Raw genomic sequence first — 21,488 nt, forward strand, 5'->3', positions numbered from 1 at the left:
CGACATGGGTATGAGTGAAACACACAGGGTGATGGACCCCGGGTGGGTCCGGACGAGGGGAAAACGTTGAAACTGCGAACCACACGCGTGTTTACCGGATCGATGCTGACTGCCGCTGCACTGACTGCCGCACTGCTCTCCGGGGGGACTGCACAGGCCGATCCCGCATATCCGGCACCGGACCCGGACCCGTTCTACTCGCAAGCAGCTGCCGAGGGGACCGCCGGCACGCCGATCTCCGTGCGCCGGGCCCCTGACCTGATGACCTTTCCCGGCGTCGCGATCTGGCAGGTCAGTTACAGGTCCACGAACTCAGAGAACAAGCCTATTGCCGCGGTCAGCACGATCCTGGTCCCGCCGAATCAAGCACAAGACGGCCCGTTGCTCTCGTATCAGCACATCGTCAATGCACTCGGTACGGGATGTGCGCCATCTCGCGCGCTTTACGCATCGGATCCCAACATCGTCATCCGTGAAGCGCCCATCCTCAACGTCGCGCTGCAACGTGGATGGACCATTGCCCTTCCCGACCATCTCGGACCCAACAGTGCGTACGGCGCCGCGCGCCTGGGCGGACAGATCACGCTCGACGGTATCCGCGCCGTTCAGAAAGTCCCCGAATTGCGTAGTGGCGCCAGCCCTGTAGGTATTGCCGGCTACTCCGGCGGCGGCATGGCCACCGCGTGGGCGGCCGCACTGGCCCCGAGCTACGCACCCGAGGTCAACCTTGTCGGTGTAGCCGAGGGCGGCGTCCCGATGAATCTGTCCAAGATGGCAAACGGCCTCGGACAGGATCCGCACCCGGCATTCGGCCTCGCCTTCGCCGCAGCAATGGGCCTCGAACGCGAGTATCCCGACCTACTGCCGCTGAGCAACCAACTCAACGACCTCGGACGGTCGATGCGGGCCGAACTCACCAACGCGTGCACCAACGACATCCTCAGGGTCGGTGCCGGGCGCAGTGCCTCTCAGGTGTCGACGTCGACATCCTTGCTGTCCAGCCCTGAAGTGCGAAAAGTGATGGACGACAACAGCGTCGAACTCTATCCGGGTGTGCCGACTGCCCCGGTGTTCGAATGGCACACACCCGACGACGTTCTGATCCCCATCGATTCGGTGGTCAACACGATTTCGCGGTACTGCGCCGCCGGAGCCACGATTCAATCCCAACTGTTCCCCAGCCCGGACCACCTCACCACTGCGGTCCTCGGTCTGCCCACCGCATTCGAGTACCTACAGGACCGATTCGACGGAGTGCCGGCCCCGCGTTCGTGCTGAATGTCTCCGGAGTGACGTATCGAGCAGGCGCGGCACATGGCCAACTCGGTGTGCCCGTGGCATCGTTGATCGTATGAGCGACACGGATGACACCGGCGCGGCCGGCAATGGCGACTACAGTCTCGATCCCGACGACCAGCTTCAACCTGAAGACACTCTGATCGATCGAGGCGTCGACGACATTCTCGACGAGGGAATCTCACCACCGGAACGCCCACTGGGACTTGATGCCCACGGGTTGACCGGCAGCGAGGAATCAGCGGGGGAGACCCTCGACGAGCGCCTGGCCGAAGAAGAACCCGATCCGTACGCGTCGCTCGGAGATCCTTTGAAGGATCCCGCCGATGCCGACGAATTCGAACGGGAAGAAGAATTCCCGAACGGTGACGAAGTGGGTAACCGTCGCGTCGGGCGTCTCGTTGCCGAAGACGAGGGCAGGTACGAGGACGAGGAAAGTGAACTCATTGCCGGAGACGTCGGAATCGACGGCGGCGCAGCGTCGGCAGAGGAAGCCGCGATGCATCTGATCGACGATTCAGAGGACTGAACGACCGCCTGACTGTTGTGGCTGTTGTAGCTGTTGATCGGTGAGAACGATGGAGTGGACGTGATTTCCACCCATTCTCTTGCTTTCGTACATCGCCGAATCGGCGAGGCGATGTAGATCGTGAACGCCACTTTCTGCTGCGTGTACGTCCGGCCAGGCGCCGTTGTGGATGGCTATGCCGATGCTGGTCGTCGAGATTGGTTCGCCTGTAGGGGAGTTCATGATGGGCGCGATCCGGGCCAGTAGATCGCCGACGTACGGCAACGGCATCATCTGAACGACGACGAACTCGTCACCGCCGATGCGCGCTATCGCCGCGTCCGATCTGGCCCAGTCGTGTAGTCGATAGGCCGTGCGCAGTATGACTCGGTCGCCGACGTCGTGACCGTAGGTGTCGTTGAAGTGTTTGAAATTGTCGATGTCGATCACCACGACCAGCAAGGACTGGTCGAGGCTGGATTTCGCTTGCAGTAGTTCGGAAGTCCGCCGTGCGAGTCCGCGCCGATTCAGCAGGTCCGTCAACGGATCGAGTTCTGAGCTTTGAGCGTCGTTGCTCAGAAGCGCCAGAGCAATCTGCGTGACCACCGGTATGACAGTGATGACAGGAATGGCAAAGGCAATGCGCCCCAGGACGTCTGGAAGGCCAGAAGGTACATCGGTGAACACGCCGATGCTGGCGACAACGATGACCGCCCCGGAAAACAGCAGGTGCCACAGCTGAGTTCGAAGATTGTGAAAGAAGGCTATGTACGAGCCGACGAGCCCGAAGACGAGACATCCGAGTAATCTCTGATCCGGATTCGCCTCGGCCAGCACGATCACCGCAACAGCGAAGTCCCCGGCAACGACGAAGAAATACGACCTTTCACGGGTGGTCGCTACGACAGGCAGGGCAATTCCGCCGATCATCACAAGCACTGCGACGACGACGTCCAACGGAAATCCGATGGTCTGTACCGAATGAGTGCCCAGTCGCTTCAGCAGAATCGTGATACCCAGGAGGAAAACCAATACGCCGATGCCTATCCGAGTCGGCATCAGAATTCCGTTGTCGCGCAAGAATCGCGTGAATCGGTCAAACTGGTCTGGCACTGCGAGCCAGCGATGCACGACCTTGGGTGTGTCGCTCATCGCGGCCACTGACCATGAGAAGCGGCCGGTCGAATACAACACATGCGGCGATAGTAGTCCGTGGCGATGACAATGAAACTGAACTCGCCTCCAGCCTGTCGACCATAATACGTCACAGTGACGAATTGAGATGGGGTAGCCGGTAGTCGGTGAGACGTGTTTATCGGCATCAATCCACATCAGAGCACTTATTGGTCGTTCCTGACGTCCAGGTCGCGCGGCGTCGCCGCAGTCGCCGGCGAGGCCAGGCGGTGATCGGCAGCAATTCAGCCGGCGATCGCGGAGTTGCAATGGTCGAGTCGTGCAAGCCTGTCGCAGATCTCGGACGGAAACGCAGGAAAGCCGGCAAATGTACCGGCAGACAGACATGGGTGGGCGGAAACAAAGAAGGTTGCACGAACCAGGCGTGAGGCGGATATCGCCAGGTCGAGAATTTGCCGATAATCTACATTATGTCACGTAATGGATATTCGAACGTCCCCCGTCAGCTTGTCCGCTAGCTTTTTACCCAGATGGATTCCGTTGCACTCGTCCTCGGTTCACCACGTGGCCGTCGCTTCTGTGCGAACGTCGGTTACGCATGCCAGCAGAAATATCCGAGCTCGAGATTCTGCACTGTCTTGCGTATGCCGTAGATTTTGCACGCTACTGGGAGCCGCCGGACGAAGAAGATCTGATCTTCGTCCGCCCTGAGGTGATCGCGGCATTGCGACCGATTGCCGAAGCACTACTCGACTCGCCACACACTGCCTGGTGGACCGAGCCGGTCGACCGTCTGAACCAGAATCTGGTTGAAAAGCGAAACCCTATTTACGGCTGGTCGGACCTACCCTTGCGGATTTACCGTGCAGAGGACGGCCTCGAACAGTGGCGTGCTGAGGCACTCGACAACGAACGTCAGTTTCTGGAATACCAGATCGAAGATCCGGACCGTCACATCGGAGGCGAATGGTGGTCTACCCCTATTGCCAACGGAACAACCGAAACAACCAGGGCCCGGGACGGTATCGGGGCCCTCGGGGTGATTCTCGAAGAAGACAGCTCCTCGAACGAGGCGCGGGTGCAGCCGGTAAGGATCTACGGCGCGCCCCGCATCTACTAGATCACCGGTCCGCAGGACTGGGCGAATCTGGTCGATACCTATCCCCTGCCAGTGCCCGCTTCACGTCGCTCCGTGTGGTACGACACAACCGGTGAATACCGTGACTGGTTCATTCCGGACTGGGTTTCGGTGTCCGCGGATTACGACGCCGTGCACCTGACCATGATGGCTTATCTGACCACGCCAGGTGTCGCGATCCCGTTGTCGGCCAACGCGGGGGCCACTGTGCTCGCCGGGTGGAATCCGGACGCCACCTTCTGGCTACGTAGCAACAACATCACCGTTGACGACGACCCGACGGGCTGACGTTCGGCTACACCGAGTTGAGCAGGTGCGGCCGCACTGCCAGCCACCGCGCGGTGTCCTCGATCCCCTGTTCCAGGGTGAATGTCGGAACCCACCCGAGTAGTCGCAACGCACGATCGTTCGATGCGTAAGCGCCGGCAGTGTCACCGGTGCGTCGGCCGGCAGCGACCACGTCGATATCTTCGCCGAGCACGTTCTCGAATGTGTGTACCAGCTCCCACACGGTCGTCCCCCGCCCGCTGCCCAGATTGACCACAGTCATGCGTGATGATTCAGCGGTGACCCGGTCGAACCTTTCCAGTGCTCGAACATGAGCGTCTGCAAGGTCCCAGACATGAACGTAATCACGCACTCCGGATCCGTCGCGCGTCGGCCAATCCGTTCCCGTAACCCTGAAAGGCGTTCCTGTCGAATATGATTCGAACAGCTTTCCGAGTGCGTGGGTCGGGCGTGCCGATGGTGTACCACTTCGCAGATCCGGATCTGCCCCGACGGGGTTGAAGTAGCGTAGAGATATCGCCGATAATTCAGTGGCCGCCGCAATGTCGTCGAGCATCGTTTCGAACTGAGCCTTGCTGTGCGCATAGGGACTCTGCGGTGCGATCCCCCAATGTTCGTCGACACACCCACCGTCGCTCGGCGCATACACCGCCGCAGAGGAACTGAACAAGAAGCGCTCACACCCGTTCCGAAGGACACTCGATACCAGCGTCAGCGACTTGGATACGTTGTTCTCGTAGTACCGCGCCGGGTTACTCACGGAATCTCCGACCACGATCAAGGCCGCACAGTGAACTGTCGCATCGATATCGGAATGATCTGCGAATACTTTGTCGAGCAGTTTCTCGTCCGCGATGTCGCCGCAGTAGAACGGGAATCTGTGCGCAAATTCGGCGCGGCCGGTCAGCAGGTTGTCGAGAATCACGACATCGATCCCGGCGTCGACGCACTTCGACGCGACGGTGCTTCCGATGAATCCCGCTCCGCCCGTGATCAGTACTTTCACGCCGCTCCCCCGGCATCTTCGACGGCAGTCCTCGCACGACGGACGAAGTGGGACACGCGTGAGCGGGCCAAGTCCCATCCACGTAGGTCGCGCCCGTCCCGGATGGAAAGCCGATCACGGTCGAGAAAGAGCGGCACCATGACCAGATCGCGGTAGAGCGAGTGCAGGCGTGGGCGATCCGCCAACCACAGCGTCCATCGCCACCACCAACGCGCCGGGATGGTCGTCATTCCGGTACTGACGCCGAAGATCGATTCCACCGCCGCCCAGTGGACGTTCACCGCCCGACGGACATCGCGTGGCAACTGGCGTCTGGAGAGCGTCACAGCGAGTTCCGGTTCGGAAGTGAGCAGGTACCCCACGTCGAAGACACTGTTCAACGACAAATCGGCTCGAATCAAGGCCCGATCGGCAAGCCGCGCGTGAGCGATGACGTGCAGCGTCACGTCGGCCATCGCAAGGCGGGATCCTTCTGCCTCCGAGCTGATTCCTCGGACCGCGGCCTCCCGGGTCAGCGCGTGACGGGCGAACCTCGGAAGTAAGTGCGAATGGATTTCGACGGAGCCATGACGGTCGTCGCGAAGGAGTGCCGGTTCCTGGTGATCGTCGTGATCGATGGAGTCGGAGTCCACTTCGTCGGGGCGGACCATTCGGTAGCCGAAATCGAGGATCGCGTCGTTGGCCGGAACGGCATGTGCAGGGTCGACGACCAAAAGGTCGATGTCCGTCATCCGTCGAGCTGCCGGGTTCGGCCAGATTCTTCGCTCGAGAAGGGCGGCACCCTTCAGTGCAACCGTCGGAAATCCGTTGCTGTGTAGCAACTCTTGCAGTTCCACTCGTTGCGCGTCGAGGTCCGAGATCCTTATGGTGTTTCGGTGATGGACAAGGCTCAGCGTCAATTCCGGACTCGATGCGGTGGCCGAGGATTCCGACAGCATTTCCGCGAAGCTCGCAGGTAGGACCGATGCGAAGCCGGCCTCGACCGCTCGGGAGGCGAGCAGCGGCAATACCTTGTGCCTTACAGCGGCGTCGATGACTCTGGGCCAATCCTGCTGCGAACACAAGCGGATGACGTCGGCCCCACACTCGGGTTTCAACATGGAAATCAGGTACCGGGTGTCACGCATGACGCCACCAGTTCCTCCACCGTGTCGGCGCCGGTATCGCCGTGATGTCGAATCAGTCTGTAGCACGGGGCATTCGAGAGTAGAGCAGCGATGTTTCTCAGGGTCACTCCGTGATTGTCGGACCACAGTGCGGATTGCCCGGCCAGCGACTGTATCGCTTGGGATACGGGCATCGGAGCGAGTCGAGTCGGCGCCTCGCCCCATCCATCGAGGATCAGCACCAGATCGATTCCGCGAACCGCCGAGCTGACGTTTCGTTCAGCAGGCAAGGTCGACGGGTCCAACGCCCACACCGGCGGGGCGTACGGAAGATACAGCGAATCGTGCGCTTTGATCTCCGGGAGGACGTCGAACGTACCGGCTTTGAGGTGAACCCGCCGCGGTAAGCCCACAGCTTCGGTACCACGAATGAAGACGCCTTCGTCAGCTCGCAGTTGTGCACCCCGTAAGGCAAGGGCGAGCGCCAAGGTGGTCTTGCCCGCCCCTGAATGCCCGGCGATCGCCACTCTCACACCGTTGCAGTCGACCAGAGCGGCGTGCAGGCGTGTCCACTGTCGGGCGTGCGCGGCCGTCATGACATCCCGGTGCACCGTGCGGTACACGCTCTCCGCGAGCTGGAGACCGTCCAGACCGATCAGCGTTTCATGGCTGCCGCCGATGGTCGATTCGATGGTGACGTCCCAGCGACCGAATGTCGCTCGATTCCGCTGAATCCGAACTTCGACGTTGTTGTCCGCAGGCCACGGGCTGGCAATCCGATGCTCGACGACACCGACCTCGGGTATGCAGAAACCGCGCACAATCGCGTCAACCCAAAGGTAATGCGCCCGGAATTGTGGAACGTGGTTGCCTGTCACGGAATTCTCACACCAGCAGACGAGAGGTGCTCAGCTGTCCGTACGTCTCGTTGACTACCGACTTCGCCTCGTCGTCAGGGATCTCGAGCACTTCTGCCACGGCCTGGACAATTTCGCTGACGGTCCGGCCGTCACACAGTTCCCACACCAACGTCGCGACCGGGTTGAGGTGATGGGCAACCTCGCTGGAACTGTCGTACAGCACAACACCGTCGGTGAGATCGTTGCTCTCCACCGTCTGAGAGCGTTGCGGTCTCACACCTTCGAGTAGTTCGGTCAAGATATCTCCTTGATTCAGCGAATCCGATTTCGTTTTGGTGGTGGTCTCACAGTGCGAAGCGTCGTGAGTATTCGGATTCGATTGCGCCCGAACGAATCAGGCTGCGTGTGGAGGCGATGCCGGGCGACAGCGTCAGGCACGTGAGCGCTCCCCCGGCACTCGCATCCACCAGGTAGTCGCCCAGAGTTCGGTAGTGACCCGCCCATTGTCCGAATGCTTCGGAATCTGACTCCGGATCCGCAATCTCATCGAGAATTCGCTCGAAGGCGCGCGAATGTACGAGAACGGCGTGGACTCCACGGTTCTCAGGACTGGTGCGCAAGAGTGCCGAACCGTCGAGCAGAGCTCCGTCCCTCGATTTCGGGTCGTGTCCGAGGTGGACGACGTCCCAATCGCCGTGATCCAACTCTTCGCGGGCATGGCCAAGGATCGATGCGGCGGCATCCAGCAAACTGACGTCGTCAGCAGCGATGAGGACCGAATCCCAGCCCTTCTCAGTCGCCCGAGCGAGCGCACGACGCCACGAGACGGCAAAGGCCGCGTCCTGATTCATCGCGTCCTCGAAAGCCGACACTCTTTCCACCGCTGTTACGCGCGGTAAGCGAATGAATCTATGCCAGGACGCTTTCCATCTGTCGATGTCGAGATCGAGATTCACGACGGCAACACCGAGGTCCGACTCAGAATCCTCGACAACGGGGTTGGGTTCTCCCCCTACTCGGACAGGCGACAGTGGGCGATCGAGCACAACGTCGACTGCGCCTCGCTCGAGCAGATAAGCCGCCAGTGAGAAGTCGGACGGCACGGGTCCGTTGATCCTTCGTGAGAGTTCGTCTCGCAAAGTTCCGTATGTCGCCGCGCGAACAATCAGTGCAGCTCCGACCAGATCTTCGCCGTGTGCGTGGATGACAGCCGTATCGGCCTCGGCCGGGAGGTCGTCGACGATGTTCCGTAGCTTGTACATAACCGCGGGTTCGATCACGCGAATCTCGTCCAGAAAAACTACCGATTTCCACGCCAACAGAATGGCCTTGTCGATTCCGGCGACGAACGCAGACGCAGTCCTCCACACATCCGGAGCGTCGTCCTCCGCCGGAATGGCACGGTGAACGGTCAGTTCGATCGACTCGGCCTCCGCCAGGCATGAACGCCACGGAGCGACTCTGCCGTCGTCGCTGAGAACGACCACCCCACCGAAGACCAACTCGGGTCTCTGGACGCTCAGCTCGGCACGGCGACGAATCTCGGGATACGAATCACCAAGGTACCTGGAGAACTGACGATGGAGTGAGTCGAGATCCCATCCGACCTCACTCCAACCGAGCAGGTAATTGTGAACACGATCTTCCCAGTTTATTCGATACGGGACACCGGCCGGGCGCTCGAATCGATGGTGCCAACCAAATGTCGGAAGGCAGACGACCTTTCCGCCGTTGATCCGGAACTTCTCGTGGATGTATCCCTCTTCACCGCCGAATCCGGTGAAGTGCGAGTTCAATCCCGGCCATGCCTCGCGCCTGCAGGCAAATGAGCCGAGGCCCTGCATGACGATCTCGAAAGGCACGTCAGGGTGTTGCTTCGCTCGCGGATCAACTCCCCACGAGCCGAACATCCCGTTGCGCCACTTGGGGTCCATGTGGGTGGCCGCGATGTGCGAGGAATCCTGGGAGAGCATCGGTCCCTGGATCAGATCGTCGGTTTCCGGGTCCGCATCGAAATACGCCAGCAACGCCGACAACGATCCCGGTGCCAAGATCACGTGAGAGTCGAGGACAAGGACATACTTTCCGGTGGCCTTGCGGAACAGGACGTCCCGCACCGCAGTCGATCGAACGTCGGTGAACGGGATGTAGCGGAACCGATCGATGTAACCGGCAAACGATTCGAGCATCGGCGCCGGCAACCCCTCGGGGTTGTTGTCCAACAAGACGAATTCGACTCTGTCCAGAACCTCGCGATGATGGACCAAGATCGAGTGGATCGTGAAGTACGCGCCGTCGAAATCGTCGTAGGTCGCGATCGCGACAGTCAGATCGGCCGGTTCTCCGTGTGGCGGAGTCTCCTTCACCTGAACTGACCCCGCGCTCTGAAACTTCTTCAGAGCGCGGTGTAGCGCGACGTCGAACTCTGTCATCGTCGGTGTTCCCCCTCGGAACCAGTCGCGTCGTGTCGGCTACGTAGGTTCCGTGGGATTTGTCGGCTGGGTCGGAGGGGTCGGGAAGGTCGGCTCGGTGCGAGTGGTCGGCACCGTCGGTACGGTTGGCACAGTCGGGACGGTCGGCTCCGTCGGCGCTGTCGGCCCGGTGGGTTTGGCGGTCGTCGTTCCACCCGAACCTGACGAGCTACCGGTTGATCCGGAACCTGTGGAACTTCCGGACGGTCCCGAACTCCCGGAACTACCCGAACTTCCTGATGATCCGGGATTGCCCGGCTCGTTTCCGCCCGGCTGATTCCCTCCCGGAGTATTACCACCGGGTTGATTCCCGCCTGGTTGTTCGCCGCCTGGTTGATTCGGGTTCTGCTGGCCACGACTTGGCGCTCCGGAGAGATTCGGCGTGTCTCCGGCTGCGAAGGCCGGCGCCGCACCACCGAGGCTGATCGACGTCACGACGGGCACAGTTACCGCCGAGGCCGCTAGAACTGTCTTGACGAACTTGCGTCGATCAACCGGAACATTCTGAAAAGCGTCGTCGCCCATAGTGTTTCTCCCATGCGTCCGAGACGAGGTCGTCCTCACTCGATGTCGGGCAAAACGCTAGCATCCTTCCGGCAACTTTACAGACTGAACCCGCCGAAATTTGGTTCTTATGCGAAGTTGAGACCGGACTGGGCCGGCAATTCGGACGGGAGTACGACAATTCCCTCCAGCACAGGGAGCACGTTTGTCCTGTTCCATCACCGTCAGCCGGCCGGCATCTCCCACGGCGCCACCGGAAGAGTGCTTCCGGTTTCGAGGTAGGACTTCAGGTTCGACAACACCGCCGACCATCCACCGGCCACCTCCTTGCGAGCCGATTCGTCCGCCAAATCGGTGTGCTTGACGGTCAGTCGCACGATCGCGCCGAAGGCTTCGATGTCGAAACTCACCCGAGAGATGTCGACGCCCGGTTCGCCGTTCGGATCAGCCCAGGTGGTGACCAACCTCGACGGAGGGTTGCTCTCGACTACGGTGCCGACTACATCGGCAATGTTCGAACCGTCGATCCGGCGGTGCTCCCAGGTCGATCCCGGCTGCCAGTCGGAGACGTTGCTGTGTCCCCAATACTCTGCGGTGGCCTGTGCGTCGGTGAGCGCTTTCCAGACGTTGTCCGCCGTGCTCGCAATGTAGGTGACGTACACAAAACTGGGCTTGTCGGTCATGGCTTCCTCCGCGATTTTTTTGACGGTACTGAGCGCATGAAGGCGCGGTACCTCGAACTTGTTGATCCACCGCTCTCGAATCTCCTCGAGCGCAACGGGATTGAGATAGTGAAGCTTCGCCCTCCCCTGTCGGACCGTGCTGATCAGATTGGCGTCCTCGAGCATGGTGAGGTGTTGAGTGACAGCTTGCCGACTCATGTCGAGGCTGTCGCACAGCTCGCCGAGCGACTGACCGTTGGCTACGAACAAGCGGTCCAGGAGAAGCCTTCGTGTGGGATCGGCCAGTGCTTTGAAGGCTGCATTCATCCGGTCGTTCACAACTTCACAATATGCAAGCATTTACTTGCATGTCAACGGTTGGGCGTGCCGGGTTTCGAAAGTTGGGACGGATGAGGTGTGATGTCTCTAGGCAGATGTGATCTGAATCCCGGATTACACCGTAAGAGAGGTTGGGCACATGGACTGGGCAGCAATTGGAGTGGGTGTCGGGTATGCCTCGGTGGCCCTGTCGATCCTGGTTTTCGTCGGCGGGTGCATCGCACTGTTCATCTTGTCCGTCCGCCAGTAGCTGACACCTCGACAAAGTGGTGATCACCCCGGGGTCCGGCCAAGCCGATCACCTCGGGAGTGATCACCCTCGAGGCCGCTTGATCGATTCGGACACACCGGCGCGCGTCGGACTGCTCGCAGAGAAGCTCGGCCGCGGTGGGACTACCGTAGGACTGTCGCCTAGAACTCGAGGAGTACGGAATGAGCATCCAGTCGGTTGAACCGCACCGCCACCGCGTAGTGGTGATCGGTTCCGGCTTCGGAGGATTGTTCGGCACTCAGGCTCTCAAAAAAGCCGATGCCGACATCACGATGATCGCGCGTACAACCCACCATCTGTTTCAGCCGCTCCTCTATCAGGTTGCGACGGGCATCCTCTCGGTCGGTGACATCGCTCCCGCCACGAGACTGGTGCTGCGCAAGCAGAAGAACGCACAGGTACTGCTCGGTGAGGTCGAGACCATTGATCTCGAGAATCAGACCGTGACCTCGCGCCTGCTCGAACGCGTCACTGTTACGCCGTTCGACAGTCTGATCGTGGCAGCCGGTGCCGGTCAGTCGTACTTCGGCAACGACCAGTTCGCGGAGTTCGCCCCCGGAATGAAAACGATCGACGACGCCCTCGAACTGCGCGGACGAATCCTTGGGGCCTTCGAACAGGCCGAACTGTCGGACGATCCCGCCGAGCGTGCGCGCTTGCTCACCTTCGTCGTTGTCGGCGCCGGCCCCACCGGCGTGGAGTTGGCCGGGCAGATCGCCGAGCTTTCCCGTCGAACGCTGGACGGCGCGTTCCGCAAGATCGATCCTCGTGAAGCGCGCGTCGTGCTCCTCGACGGCGCCCCTGCCGTGTTGCCCGTGTACGGCGGGAAGCTCAGCCGCAAGGCTGCCGAGACGCTCGAGAAGCTCGGCGTCGAGATCCAGCTCGACGCGATGGTCACCGACGTGGACAACGACGGTCTGATCATCAAGGAGAAGGACGGCACGCTTCGCCGTATCGAGTCGCAGTGCAAGGTGTGGTCCGCCGGCGTGCAGGCCAGCCCCCTCGGCAAGCAGCTCGCAGAACAGAGCGGCGGAGAAACCGACCGCGCCGGCCGCGTCATGGTCAATCCCGACTTGTCTCTGCCCGGGCACCCCAACGTCTTTGTCATCGGCGACATGATGTCGCTCGACAAGCTGCCCGGATTGGCTCAGGTTGCCATGCAGGGTGGCAAGTACGCGGCCAAGCAGATCAAAGCGTCACTGGACGGCAAGTCCCCGTCGGAACGAGTTCCGTTCAAGTACTTCGACAAGGGCAGTATGGCAACGATCTCGCGCTTCAGCGCGGTAGCCAAGGTGGGCAAGCTCGAGATCAGCGGCTTCATCGGGTGGGTTGCCTGGCTGGCAATTCACCTCCTCTACCTCGTCGGATTCCGTTCCCGTGCCTCGACGCTTTTGTCGTGGGCGGTGACGTTCTTCGGGCGTGGCCGTGCTCAGATGGCGTCCACCGAGCAGCAGGTCTTCGCGCGAAACGCGATGGGCGAGTTGGAGAAGAAGAACAAGGAAGCGACGGAGTCCGGCAGCGCTTCGAATGGCGAAGCCAAGAAGGCTGCCGGCAAGCAGCAGAAGGCCGCCGGCTGATCAACACCTGAGTGACCGGCGGAGGGCGGTTGTGGAGTTCAACTCCACAGCCGCCCTCCGTCATTCGATCGACTGCCGTGTTGTCAGTTTCCGATCTTCGCCACCTCGGTGATGTTCGCGAGGCGAACCTGTCCCTTGGAAACGAGTCGGTCGTTCTCGTCGGTGATGCGAACTTCCCAGAGTTGCTGGGTGCGTCCGCGATGAATCGGGGTGGCTTCAGCGGTGAGAGTGCCCTCCCGCGTTGCGCGCAGGAAGTCGGTGTTGTTGTTGACTCCGACCACGTGTCCTCGCTCACCCAGCCACACGGTGCCACCGACGCTGGCGAGTGACTCCACGACCGAGCAGTACACACCCCCGTGCTGAATCCCGGCGGGCTGGTGCAGCGTGGGCTTGACGGTCCATTGCGCCCGCACGCGATCTGGGCTCAGTTCGGTGTATTCCAGGCCGATGGTGGCGTCGAAGCCCGTTCCGAGCCGTTTCATCATCTCTGCGGTCTCAGCAGTGTCGACCATGCCATCTCCATCTGTGATTCTCTGGCGCCGGTGTGGCTGCCACTCCCTACCTGATTACACGAGAGGTAACTCGAGCTTGGAATCAGGTCTGGAAAAAGAACCGGCGGGTTTCACATCATTCGATGTGAAACCCGCCGTGGGAAGGACCGGGAGTCTCTGCAGCCCTCAGGACTCCGGCGCGGTCCGGCAGTTTCGTCACTCTCGCGGGGTGTAGCTCTCCGCGCGGTGTTCCACAATCATAGGCAAGGCTGACCTAATTTAGCAAGCCCTTCGTCGAACTGGTTCCAACGAGGACGCAGCGAGACCTTACGGCGTGCACGCACGGGCAGTCCGGCGGCGACAAAAGCGTCCAGCAGCCCCTGCCCGCGGCGCTGAGCGGCTGATTCGCCCCCGCCGGCCAAGATGGGGACATATGCCGCTGCGCCTAGGATCGACTCCCCTACCAAGCCCCAGAATCTGAACTGGTCGACGGGCGCACACCTGGAGACGGCGTCGTAGATCGCCCGTAGCGAGGTCAGGCAACGGTGCGCGGTCCAGACGAGGAGCGCTTCTTCGCACGGCATGTCGACGACGCCGTCACTGCCGGACTCCCGTCCGTTCGGCGCAACGCGCAGAGTTTCGTCGATCACCCCGGCCCAGTCGATACCGCCGTCGCTGTCCATGTGGATGAACAGGTTCTCGAGGCCTGGATCCCAAGCGGCACCTTCGGAGACGATCGATGCGGCAACCCTGCCGACCACAGCGTGAATCAGTGATGTTGCGACCTGTATCGCCGCAGCTTCGGCACTGTCGAGATCCTGGAGCGAGCGGGCGAACATCTGATGCACCCGATCCCCGCACAAGCCTTCACTCAACTGCCACCAACGCCGTTTGCCTTCACCTGACATGGCGGCAACCGCGTAGACGCGCGGGTAGTCAGGGTTGAGTGCTCGTAGGCGAACGCTGGTGCGGCTCAATGCGTTCGACCGGAGTTCGAATTCACGAACATCCGCATGCTGGGTGGTCAAGGTGATTGTCACCGTGCACTCCAATCGGCCGAAGTTGTCTTGTGGTTCTTAATGTAGGTTAGCCTCACCATAATTCAAGAGTAAAGAACTGTGACGCTGGGCACCGCATATTCACAGGAACTTGCCCCGCAGGGAGCACACCCACATAGGGTTCCGTAACCTAAGATGCGAATTCCCTGCGCACAAAGACCAGGAGCTCGAACCGCCAGTGACGATGATCAAACCGCTCGGGAACGGACATCCCCGAGGACCCAGCGAGACGTACGGACGGCGCATAGTGCCGCGCGGCCCGGCTCCTGTCCGAATGCGTGTTCTAGCTGGGATTTTCGACGCGGGGGTGTTCCTGCTTCCGTTGCTCGTCGGCTGGTACGTCGTTCAGTCGCTCCGAGACGAGAACGGTGGCGGCGAAGCCGACCGCGCAGTATTCGGTGGGACGGCAATAGCCATTGCCGTTGGTCTCCTCGTGTGGAACCTGGGATTCCGCGAAGGTGCCACAGGCCGGACCTCGGGAAAGGGATGGGTAGGTCTGGTCACGCGTGACGCGAAGACAAAGCAGCCCATCGGTGTTCGCCGAGCTCTGCGCAGGCCGTTCGATCGAACCGGTATCGAGGTGGTCCGTGAAAGCACGGCGCGCGAAGAAGGGTTCGAGGAACTCGCGCGCGACAACAGCGTCGGGGCAACTCGTCGACGCCGGCTGATCGGTCTCGCGGTGCTCACGGTTCTTCTCGCGCTCGTCATGCTCGCGAGCATCGCGGTGGGCGCACGTCCGCTGACGTTTGCCGAGATCTTCCACGCCATCTTCAGTTCGGACGGCACCCAGACGGACATCATCGTGCGAACGTTGCGCGCTCCGCGGACCATCCTGGGTCTTGTCGTCGGCATCGCACTCGGTATCGCCGGCGCCCTGATTCAGGGACACACCCGTAACCCGTTGGCAGATGCCGGATTACTCGGCCTCAACGCCGGCGCGGCTTTCTTCGTAGTCATGGCGATCTATCTCTTCGGTTTCACCGCCCCGAGTCAGTACCTCTGGTTCGCGTTTGCAGGATCGTTCGTCGCCAGCATCGTCGTCTTCGGCTTGTCCTCCATCGGAAACGGCGGCGCAAGTCCTCTGAGTCTGGCTCTGGCGGGCGCGGCCGTCGCGTTCTTCCTGCAAGCCATGACCAACGCCGTGATAATCCTCGACCAGACGAGCCTGGACGCCTACCGTTTCTGGGTAGTCGGGTCGGTGTCCGGTCGCGGGTTCGACGTTCTCTGGCAGGTCCTCCCCTTCCTGATACTCGGGTTGGTCATCGCCCTGGCGAGTACACCTGGTCTCAATGTCCTCAGCCTGGGTGAAGACGTCGCAAAAGCGTTGGGAACGAACATCGCGTTCAGTCGCACACTCGGCATCATCGCGATCACCCTGCTGACCGGCGCCGCGACCGCAGCGTGTGGACCTATCGCGTTCATCGGATTGGTGGTCCCCCACGTGGCCCGGGCCATCACCGGACCCGACTACCGCTGGCTGGTCCCGTACGCGGGCTTGCTCGGCGCGGTCATGTTGATCACCGCGGACATCATCGGCCGCGTAGTCGTGCGCCCCGGCGAGTTGCAGGTCGGCATCATCCTGGCCCTGTTCGGCGCCCCGTTCTTCATCGCTCTCGTACGCCGCAGGAAGTTGGCAAGTCTGTGACGCTCAAGCAGGAACTCCGGGTACTCCCCCGGACCGTCCCCTCACGTAAGTCGATCCGCCTCGGTGGATTCTCGCTGGTCTACCGCCCACTCGCGGTGTCGGTGAGCATTGCCCTCGCAGTTGCGCTGTTCCTTCTGCTCTGCATCAACATCGGACGCGGCGACTATCCGATCTCGATCCCCGATGTCATTTCCGTCCTGCTCGGTAATGGAAGCAAGACACAGAACCTGATCGTCTTCGACCTCCGACTTCCTCGATCGCTCACCGCACTCTTCATCGGTATGGCACTCGGCATTGCCGGTGCGGTCACCCAGACGATCGCTCGCAACGCCCTCGCCAGCCCCGACATCCTCGGAATCACGGCCGGATCGAGTGCTGCCGCGGTTGCTCTCATCGTGCTCGGCGGCGGCGGGTCATTCGTGGGACTGCTTGCCACACTGGGGATTCCGTTGGCTGCACTGTGTGGCGGTCTGCTGACAGCTGTGGTGATCTACGCCCTGGCATGGCGAAAAGGCGTCGAGGGATTCCGCCTCATCCTGATCGGCATCGGCATCAACGCCATGCTCGTGGCAGCGACGGGATGGCTTCTCATCTCGGCGGACATCAACGATGCTTCCCGCGCACAGGTGTGGCTCAACGGTTCGCTCAACGGTGCCACCTGGAATCAGATGTGGCCGGTAGCCATCGCTGTCGCGGTAGTCGGCGGCTACGCGGTGATCGCTTCGTTCACCATGGGAGCGCTGCGGTTGGGCGACGACAACGCCACCTCTCTCGGTGTTCGCTTGCAATCATCGCAGGCCAAACTGTTGCTCTCCGCCGTGGCGCTGGCCGCCATCGCAACCGCCGCAGCAGGTCCGGTCGGCTTTGTCGCCCTGGCTGCGCCACAGGTCGCTATGCGTCTGGTGCGCTCTGCCGGCCCGCCCATCGTGGCGTCCGCGCTGACCGGTGCTGTACTGGTGGTCGGCAGCGACGTCATCGCTCGAACAATTCTGCCTGTGGAACTCCCCGTCGGAATCGTGACTTCCGCACTTGGTGGTCCGTTCCTGCTCTACCTGTTGGTTCGTAACAATCGGAAGGTCACAGCATGACCACCATCGCCCAGTCCACCGATACTCCTTCGCGTCTCGTCGCCAAGAACCTGACGCTCGGGTACGGGGACCGCATCATCGTCGACGGACTCGATCTCGAGATCCCTACCGGCGTGATCACGACGGTCATCGGCCCCAACGGTTGCGGCAAGTCGACGCTCCTGCGTGCGCTCGGTCGTCTGCTCAAGCCCAAGGGCGGATCGGTTGTCCTGGACGGCAAGGCGATCAGTTCGATGAAGACCAAGGAAGTCGCACGGGTGCTCGGAATGCTCCCCCAGACTCCAGTTGCGCCCGAAGGACTCACCGTCGCCGATCTGGTCTCACGTGGGCGCCACCCGCACCAGTCGTGGATCAGGCAGTGGTCCGCGGACGACGAGGGCGAGGTCGCCGAAGCGCTGGAGCTGACCGGTGTCTCGGATCTCGCCGATCGACCCGTCGATCAATTGTCCGGCGGTCAGCGCCAGCGAGCCTGGATCTCGATGGCTCTCGCCCAGGGAACCGACATTCTGCTTCTCGACGAACCGACTACCTATCTGGACCTCGCGCACTCGATGGAAGTCCTCGACCTGGTGGATCAACTCCACGAGGAAATGGGGCGCACCGTGGTGATGGTGCTGCACGACCTCAATCTCGCGGTCAGATACAGCGATCATCTGATCGTGATGCGCGACGGCGCCGTCGTCGCTTCTGGTGTCCCCAAGGACATCATTTCCGCGGAACTTCTGCTCGAGGTGTTCGGTCTCGAAGCTGCGGTCATCGACGATCCCGTCTCGGATCGGCCGCTGATCGTTCCGATCGGAACCCGGCACGTGTTCGGCGCCGTCGGCGGGCCGGCAAAGCCTGCGTGACGATCGCGAATCAGCGACCCAGAATCGTCCGAACAAGTTTGAATCCCTGACCGATCGTCACGGTTGGCAGGTACGCCCGTCCGACCGCGTTCCCGATGCTCGGCAACGCGGCTGGATCGGCGAAGGTCATGTGCATCGGCACGTACCGAGGCTGGAACTTCGATTTGAAGGCCAACAGCGAACGAAATCCGTACACCGGTTCCAGGGTGCGACCGAGTAGGTCGAGCACGCTGTCCATCATCGCCGAGAAAGTCGTGGCCTCCGGTTCGTTCGCATTCCTCTCGGAGTCACCGGCGATTGTTGCCAACGGTGCACCGGACAGACTGAGGAACTCGACGCCCTCCTCCTCCAATTTCAGTGCAGCGGAGGCGATGAGGAACTCCATCGCGGGACGGAATCCTTCGGAGCGTCGCCTCATGAAGTCGAGTGTCCACCCGACGACTTTGCCGTCGCGGTACACCGGTAGCCACGACGTGACACCGTGCACGGTGCGATCCTCGTCGACGGCGATCAGGCACCGCACTTGTTCGTCGTCGACCTCGTCGAGTCCGCCGAGGGTGAATCCCATCTCGGGCATCCCCTTGTCCGCCACCCATTCCTCCGAGATCGCAACTATCTGATCCTTGATCGCGAGAGGTGCATGAGGGAAGGAAATCCACTCTGCCGTGATCCCGGACTTCTTCGCCCGGTTCAGTGCTGTTCGCACATCCTGGAACCGCTTTCCTGTGAACGCGACCTGTCCGAGGTCGAGCACGGTTTCCTCGGCGACCTGCAGGCCGCTCCAGCCCATGGAATCAGTGATGCTTCGGGCGTCGTCGGTCACTGAATAGAAGCAGGGAATCCAACCGTTCGACGACGCGAACTCGGCAAACTCCTCGATCGCCGTGCGCATGCGATCTGGAGGACCGACCGGATCACCGGTTGTGAGAGCAACACCGGCGATGACGCGATACGCGACGTAACTCGAACCGTCCGCGCTGAACCAGTATGTGTTTCCCTTCCACGTCGTCATCCAGGACAACGGGCTGCCGGTACCGGCGATCAACATGGATCGCGCTCGTTCGGCGGCTTTGGGATCGGCGGTCTTGACCGGCTTGAGGAAACTCACGAACACCAACACGGCGGCGACGCCCCAGAACACGACGCCGGTCCACTCGAAGAGCAACGTCGACTCGATGTCCACGGGAAGCAGACGCGGATCGATCAACTGCAGGTACACAGGCGGTACAAGGCGCTGAGGGAAGTCCGCGAGCAACATCGTTACGGTGGGCTCGCGATCGAACCCGTGCCTGGCGAGCATTCCGCCGCCGACGTAGATCACGGCGAGGACCGCGAGCAAGGTCACGATCGCAGCACCGAGACGTCGGTATGTCTTGGCCGGGGCCGCGACGTCGAAGTATCGACGTGTCGCGATCAGCAGGATCAGTACGAAGAGCGGTGTCAGGAACGGCACCAGAGTTCGGTACACGTTCGGATCGCTGATTCCGTAGAACAAGCTGTCACTGTCGACGGCGTCGACGAACCTGATGACGAAGTTCCCGATCGAGAGGACGAGTAGGACTACCTGAGCACACACTGTCGCAATCCAGGCGAATCTGCGGCCACGACGGAGCCCGTCACTCAACACGAGAACGAAGATCGACGGCATCAGCGAGAGCAGAGTCGGGCCGATACCGGAGAGTCTGAGCTCGAGGAGTCCTCGTCGGCAGTCCGGATCCGACGAGGACTCCTCGCACAGTTCTCGAACCTCGGCGACAGTCCAGGGAACTCCGCGGAAGAGGTCACGGAGGACCGCGAGTGGGCCGACCGCCTGCGGGGACAATGCGGCGATCATCGGGCCGATCGCACTCGCCGCGACGACGATGGCGACCAGGACGCGACCCTCTCGCTGTGTCCCGGCGATGCGCTCACCGCGCGCCGATCGTCCGACGATCCACTGACCGATCACCAAACCCACCACAGCGGCAAAGAATCGGATGACGTCTTGCAGCTGACCACTGAACAAGGCCAAAGTGATCGTCAACGCCAAAGTTCCGACGCGAATGCGACGGCGCCACAGGGTGCCCATGTTCGAGCTGGCGGCCATCGCAGCGCCGACGATCCATGCACTGGCTCCGACCGCGGAGCCCACGTGGAGGCGGAATCCCCAACTGGAATCGAACACCTTCGCAAACGACGCCCAGCCGAGCCCGAGCAGGACTCCCAAGATTTGAGTGCTTGCGCCGGCGATCGCAAGCTTGATCGTTCCCATTCGGCGTTCGAGGGGTGCGGCGACTGCGATCAGGAGCACTGTCGCGCCGAGGTACCCGAGCAGGTTTCCTGCCCACAGCACGGACGTGAGCGGAGTCCAGATGCGGCCGTGCTGGATCGAGCCCATTCCGGCACCGATCGTGTGCTCGAGATCGCGGGACGGTCCGTGAACGAGGCTGCCGGTTGCGGCACCCACGATCCACATGGTGAGAAGTAGAACGACCGTCAACGGTGCGTCGCGAATGCCGAAACGGATGATGCCGACAGCTTTCTGCGTGACTACCCGCGCCCGTGATGTCGATTCTTCGGTGCCCGGCGAACTGTCGATCGTCATCTACGTGCGGCTACTTTCTGCGGATCGACTGTTGGCTTGCAATTATCGGGCATCGTCATTGTCGGGAATTCCGTCGTCTCACACCACCGTAACCGTCACGCAGATCACTATGGCCAATACCACACCCCCACCGAGGTGGTTACTACTACCAGTAGTACGTATTTCGTCGTGGAAGTCCGTAGAATCGAAGAATGGCAGGTCTAGGTGAACTCGAACGCGCGGTGATGGATCATTTGTGGTCCACATCGGAACCGCAAACTGTGCGACAGGTGCATGAAGCACTCGCGACGCATCGCGAATTGGCGTACACGACGGTGATGACCGTTCTGCAGCGCCTGGCGAAGAAGCATCTGGTGATTCAGCAGCGTGACGATCGCGCACATCGCTATCTTCCCGTCAACAAGCGCGAAGAGTTGGTCGCGAGCCTGATGGTCGACGCTCTGGCCCAGGCTCCGGAGTCCGGCGGTCGCGCCGCGGCACTCGTCCACTTCGTGGGACAGGTCAATGCTGACGAAGCCGATGCTCTCCGCGAAGCGCTCGCTGCCCTCGAGGTGCGCGAGTCCGCGAAAAAGGCTGCGCAGCCCGGAATTTCTAGGCCGAACTGATTTCGTCGT

General features: G+C 61.4%; 18 protein-coding genes and 1 pseudogene. 9 read left to right on the forward strand and 10 right to left on the reverse strand.

Annotated elements, in window-relative coordinates; all coding sequences use genetic code 11:
- The first annotated feature begins 102 nt into the window (after window positions 1-102).
- Both PCS43_RS00730 and PCS43_RS00735 read left to right on the forward strand, forming a co-directional pair.
- Window positions 103-1,278 (forward strand): lipase family protein, encoded by a 1,176-nt coding sequence (locus PCS43_RS00730; RefSeq protein ID WP_054827626.1) that lies wholly within the window; start codon window positions 103-105, stop codon window positions 1,276-1,278.
- A gap of 73 nt (window positions 1,279-1,351) precedes the next feature.
- Entirely contained in the window at window positions 1,352-1,825 is a 474-nt protein-coding gene (locus PCS43_RS00735; RefSeq protein ID WP_003945009.1) for a DUF5709 domain-containing protein, read from the forward strand.
- On the opposite strand, the gene PCS43_RS00740 is transcribed toward PCS43_RS00735, so the two are convergent.
- Complete coding sequence (locus PCS43_RS00740) at window positions 1,814-2,863, reverse strand: GGDEF domain-containing protein (protein WP_231915093.1); 1,050 nt, start codon at window positions 2,861-2,863, stop codon at window positions 1,814-1,816. The genes PCS43_RS00735 and PCS43_RS00740 overlap by 12 nt on opposite strands.
- Window positions 2,864-3,468: 605 nt before the next feature.
- Here PCS43_RS00740 and PCS43_RS33405 point away from each other — a divergent pair.
- Window positions 3,469-4,364, forward strand: a pseudogene (locus tag PCS43_RS33405) (hypothetical protein).
- A gap of 7 nt (window positions 4,365-4,371) precedes the next feature.
- Here the strand turns inward: PCS43_RS33405 and galE are convergent.
- From galE to PCS43_RS00775, 5 genes are read right to left on the reverse strand one after another with little or no spacing between them, the layout of a single operon-like run.
- Window positions 4,372-5,370, reverse strand: coding sequence for a UDP-glucose 4-epimerase GalE (galE, locus tag PCS43_RS00755; protein WP_125051071.1), 999 nt, complete (start codon window positions 5,368-5,370; stop codon window positions 4,372-4,374).
- On the reverse strand, window positions 5,367-6,497 hold the full coding sequence (locus tag PCS43_RS00760) for a nucleotidyltransferase family protein (RefSeq protein ID WP_209908667.1): 1,131 nt from the start codon (window positions 6,495-6,497) through the stop codon (window positions 5,367-5,369). Before PCS43_RS00760 ends, galE begins: the two co-directional genes overlap by 4 nt.
- Window positions 6,476-7,354 carry a hypothetical protein gene (locus PCS43_RS00765; RefSeq protein WP_233405701.1) on the reverse strand — a complete coding sequence of 293 codons (879 nt, stop codon included), beginning with the start codon at window positions 7,352-7,354 and terminating at the stop codon, window positions 6,476-6,478. Before PCS43_RS00765 ends, PCS43_RS00760 begins: the two co-directional genes overlap by 22 nt.
- A 7-nt stretch (window positions 7,355-7,361) precedes the next feature.
- Window positions 7,362-7,634, reverse strand: a complete 273-nt coding sequence (locus PCS43_RS00770) for a PqqD family protein (RefSeq protein WP_007732082.1) — start codon at window positions 7,632-7,634, stop codon at window positions 7,362-7,364.
- A 46-nt stretch (window positions 7,635-7,680) separates the two neighbouring features.
- Window positions 7,681-9,768 (reverse strand): glycosyltransferase, encoded by a 2,088-nt coding sequence (locus PCS43_RS00775; RefSeq protein ID WP_209908664.1) that lies wholly within the window; start codon window positions 9,766-9,768, stop codon window positions 7,681-7,683.
- A 52-nt stretch (window positions 9,769-9,820) separates the two neighbouring features.
- Here PCS43_RS00775 and PCS43_RS00780 point away from each other — a divergent pair, with 52 nt between their 5' ends.
- The gene (locus PCS43_RS00780; RefSeq protein WP_209908661.1) at window positions 9,821-10,084 is read left to right on the forward strand and encodes a hypothetical protein; all 264 of its coding nucleotides are present in this window, start codon (window positions 9,821-9,823) and stop codon (window positions 10,082-10,084) included.
- Between the two features lie 451 nt (window positions 10,085-10,535).
- Here the strand turns inward: PCS43_RS00780 and PCS43_RS00785 are convergent, their stop codons facing one another.
- Window positions 10,536-11,333 carry an ArsR/SmtB family transcription factor gene (locus PCS43_RS00785; RefSeq protein ID WP_209908658.1) on the reverse strand — a complete coding sequence of 266 codons (798 nt, stop codon included), beginning with the start codon at window positions 11,331-11,333 and terminating at the stop codon, window positions 10,536-10,538.
- 411 nt (window positions 11,334-11,744) lie between these two features.
- Between PCS43_RS00785 and PCS43_RS00790 the strand changes: the two genes are divergently transcribed.
- Window positions 11,745-13,160, forward strand: coding sequence for an NAD(P)/FAD-dependent oxidoreductase (locus PCS43_RS00790; RefSeq protein WP_003944885.1), 1,416 nt, complete (start codon window positions 11,745-11,747; stop codon window positions 13,158-13,160).
- Between the two features lie 83 nt (window positions 13,161-13,243).
- On the opposite strand, the gene PCS43_RS00795 is transcribed toward PCS43_RS00790, so the two are convergent.
- Together PCS43_RS00795 and PCS43_RS00800 are read right to left on the reverse strand one after the other, a co-directional pair.
- Complete coding sequence (locus tag PCS43_RS00795; RefSeq protein ID WP_003945020.1) at window positions 13,244-13,672, reverse strand: PaaI family thioesterase; 429 nt, start codon at window positions 13,670-13,672, stop codon at window positions 13,244-13,246.
- Between the two features lie 236 nt (window positions 13,673-13,908).
- Complete coding sequence (locus PCS43_RS00800; RefSeq protein ID WP_003944809.1) at window positions 13,909-14,691, reverse strand: hypothetical protein; 783 nt, start codon at window positions 14,689-14,691, stop codon at window positions 13,909-13,911.
- A gap of 202 nt (window positions 14,692-14,893) precedes the next feature.
- On the opposite strand from PCS43_RS00800, the gene PCS43_RS00805 reads away from it, so the two are divergent.
- Genes PCS43_RS00805 through PCS43_RS00815 form a run of 3 tightly spaced genes read left to right on the forward strand, consistent with a single transcriptional unit; the run spans window position 14,894 to window position 18,290 of the window.
- Window positions 14,894-16,354 (forward strand): FecCD family ABC transporter permease, encoded by a 1,461-nt coding sequence (locus tag PCS43_RS00805; RefSeq protein ID WP_073512408.1) that lies wholly within the window; start codon window positions 14,894-14,896, stop codon window positions 16,352-16,354.
- Complete coding sequence (locus tag PCS43_RS00810; RefSeq protein ID WP_019748452.1) at window positions 16,351-17,442, forward strand: FecCD family ABC transporter permease; 1,092 nt, start codon at window positions 16,351-16,353, stop codon at window positions 17,440-17,442. Before PCS43_RS00805 ends, PCS43_RS00810 begins: the two co-directional genes overlap by 4 nt.
- Window positions 17,439-18,290, forward strand: a complete 852-nt coding sequence (locus tag PCS43_RS00815; RefSeq protein WP_003945031.1) for an ABC transporter ATP-binding protein — start codon at window positions 17,439-17,441, stop codon at window positions 18,288-18,290. Before PCS43_RS00810 ends, PCS43_RS00815 begins: the two co-directional genes overlap by 4 nt.
- 10 nt (window positions 18,291-18,300) lie before the next feature.
- Here PCS43_RS00815 and PCS43_RS00820 read toward each other — a convergent pair whose 3' ends face one another.
- Window positions 18,301-20,874 carry a bifunctional lysylphosphatidylglycerol flippase/synthetase MprF gene (locus tag PCS43_RS00820; protein WP_058038790.1) on the reverse strand — a complete coding sequence of 858 codons (2,574 nt, stop codon included), beginning with the start codon at window positions 20,872-20,874 and terminating at the stop codon, window positions 18,301-18,303.
- A gap of 191 nt (window positions 20,875-21,065) precedes the next feature.
- On the opposite strand from PCS43_RS00820, the gene PCS43_RS00825 reads away from it, so the two are divergent.
- Window positions 21,066-21,479, forward strand: coding sequence for a BlaI/MecI/CopY family transcriptional regulator (locus tag PCS43_RS00825; RefSeq protein ID WP_003944876.1), 414 nt, complete (start codon window positions 21,066-21,068; stop codon window positions 21,477-21,479).
- Window positions 21,480-21,488 lie beyond the last annotated feature (9 nt).

Origin of the sequence: Rhodococcus sp. C-2 (assembly GCF_027854095.1) — a bacterium.
Lineage (GTDB): Bacteria > Actinomycetota > Actinomycetes > Mycobacteriales > Mycobacteriaceae > Rhodococcus_F > Rhodococcus_F qingshengii.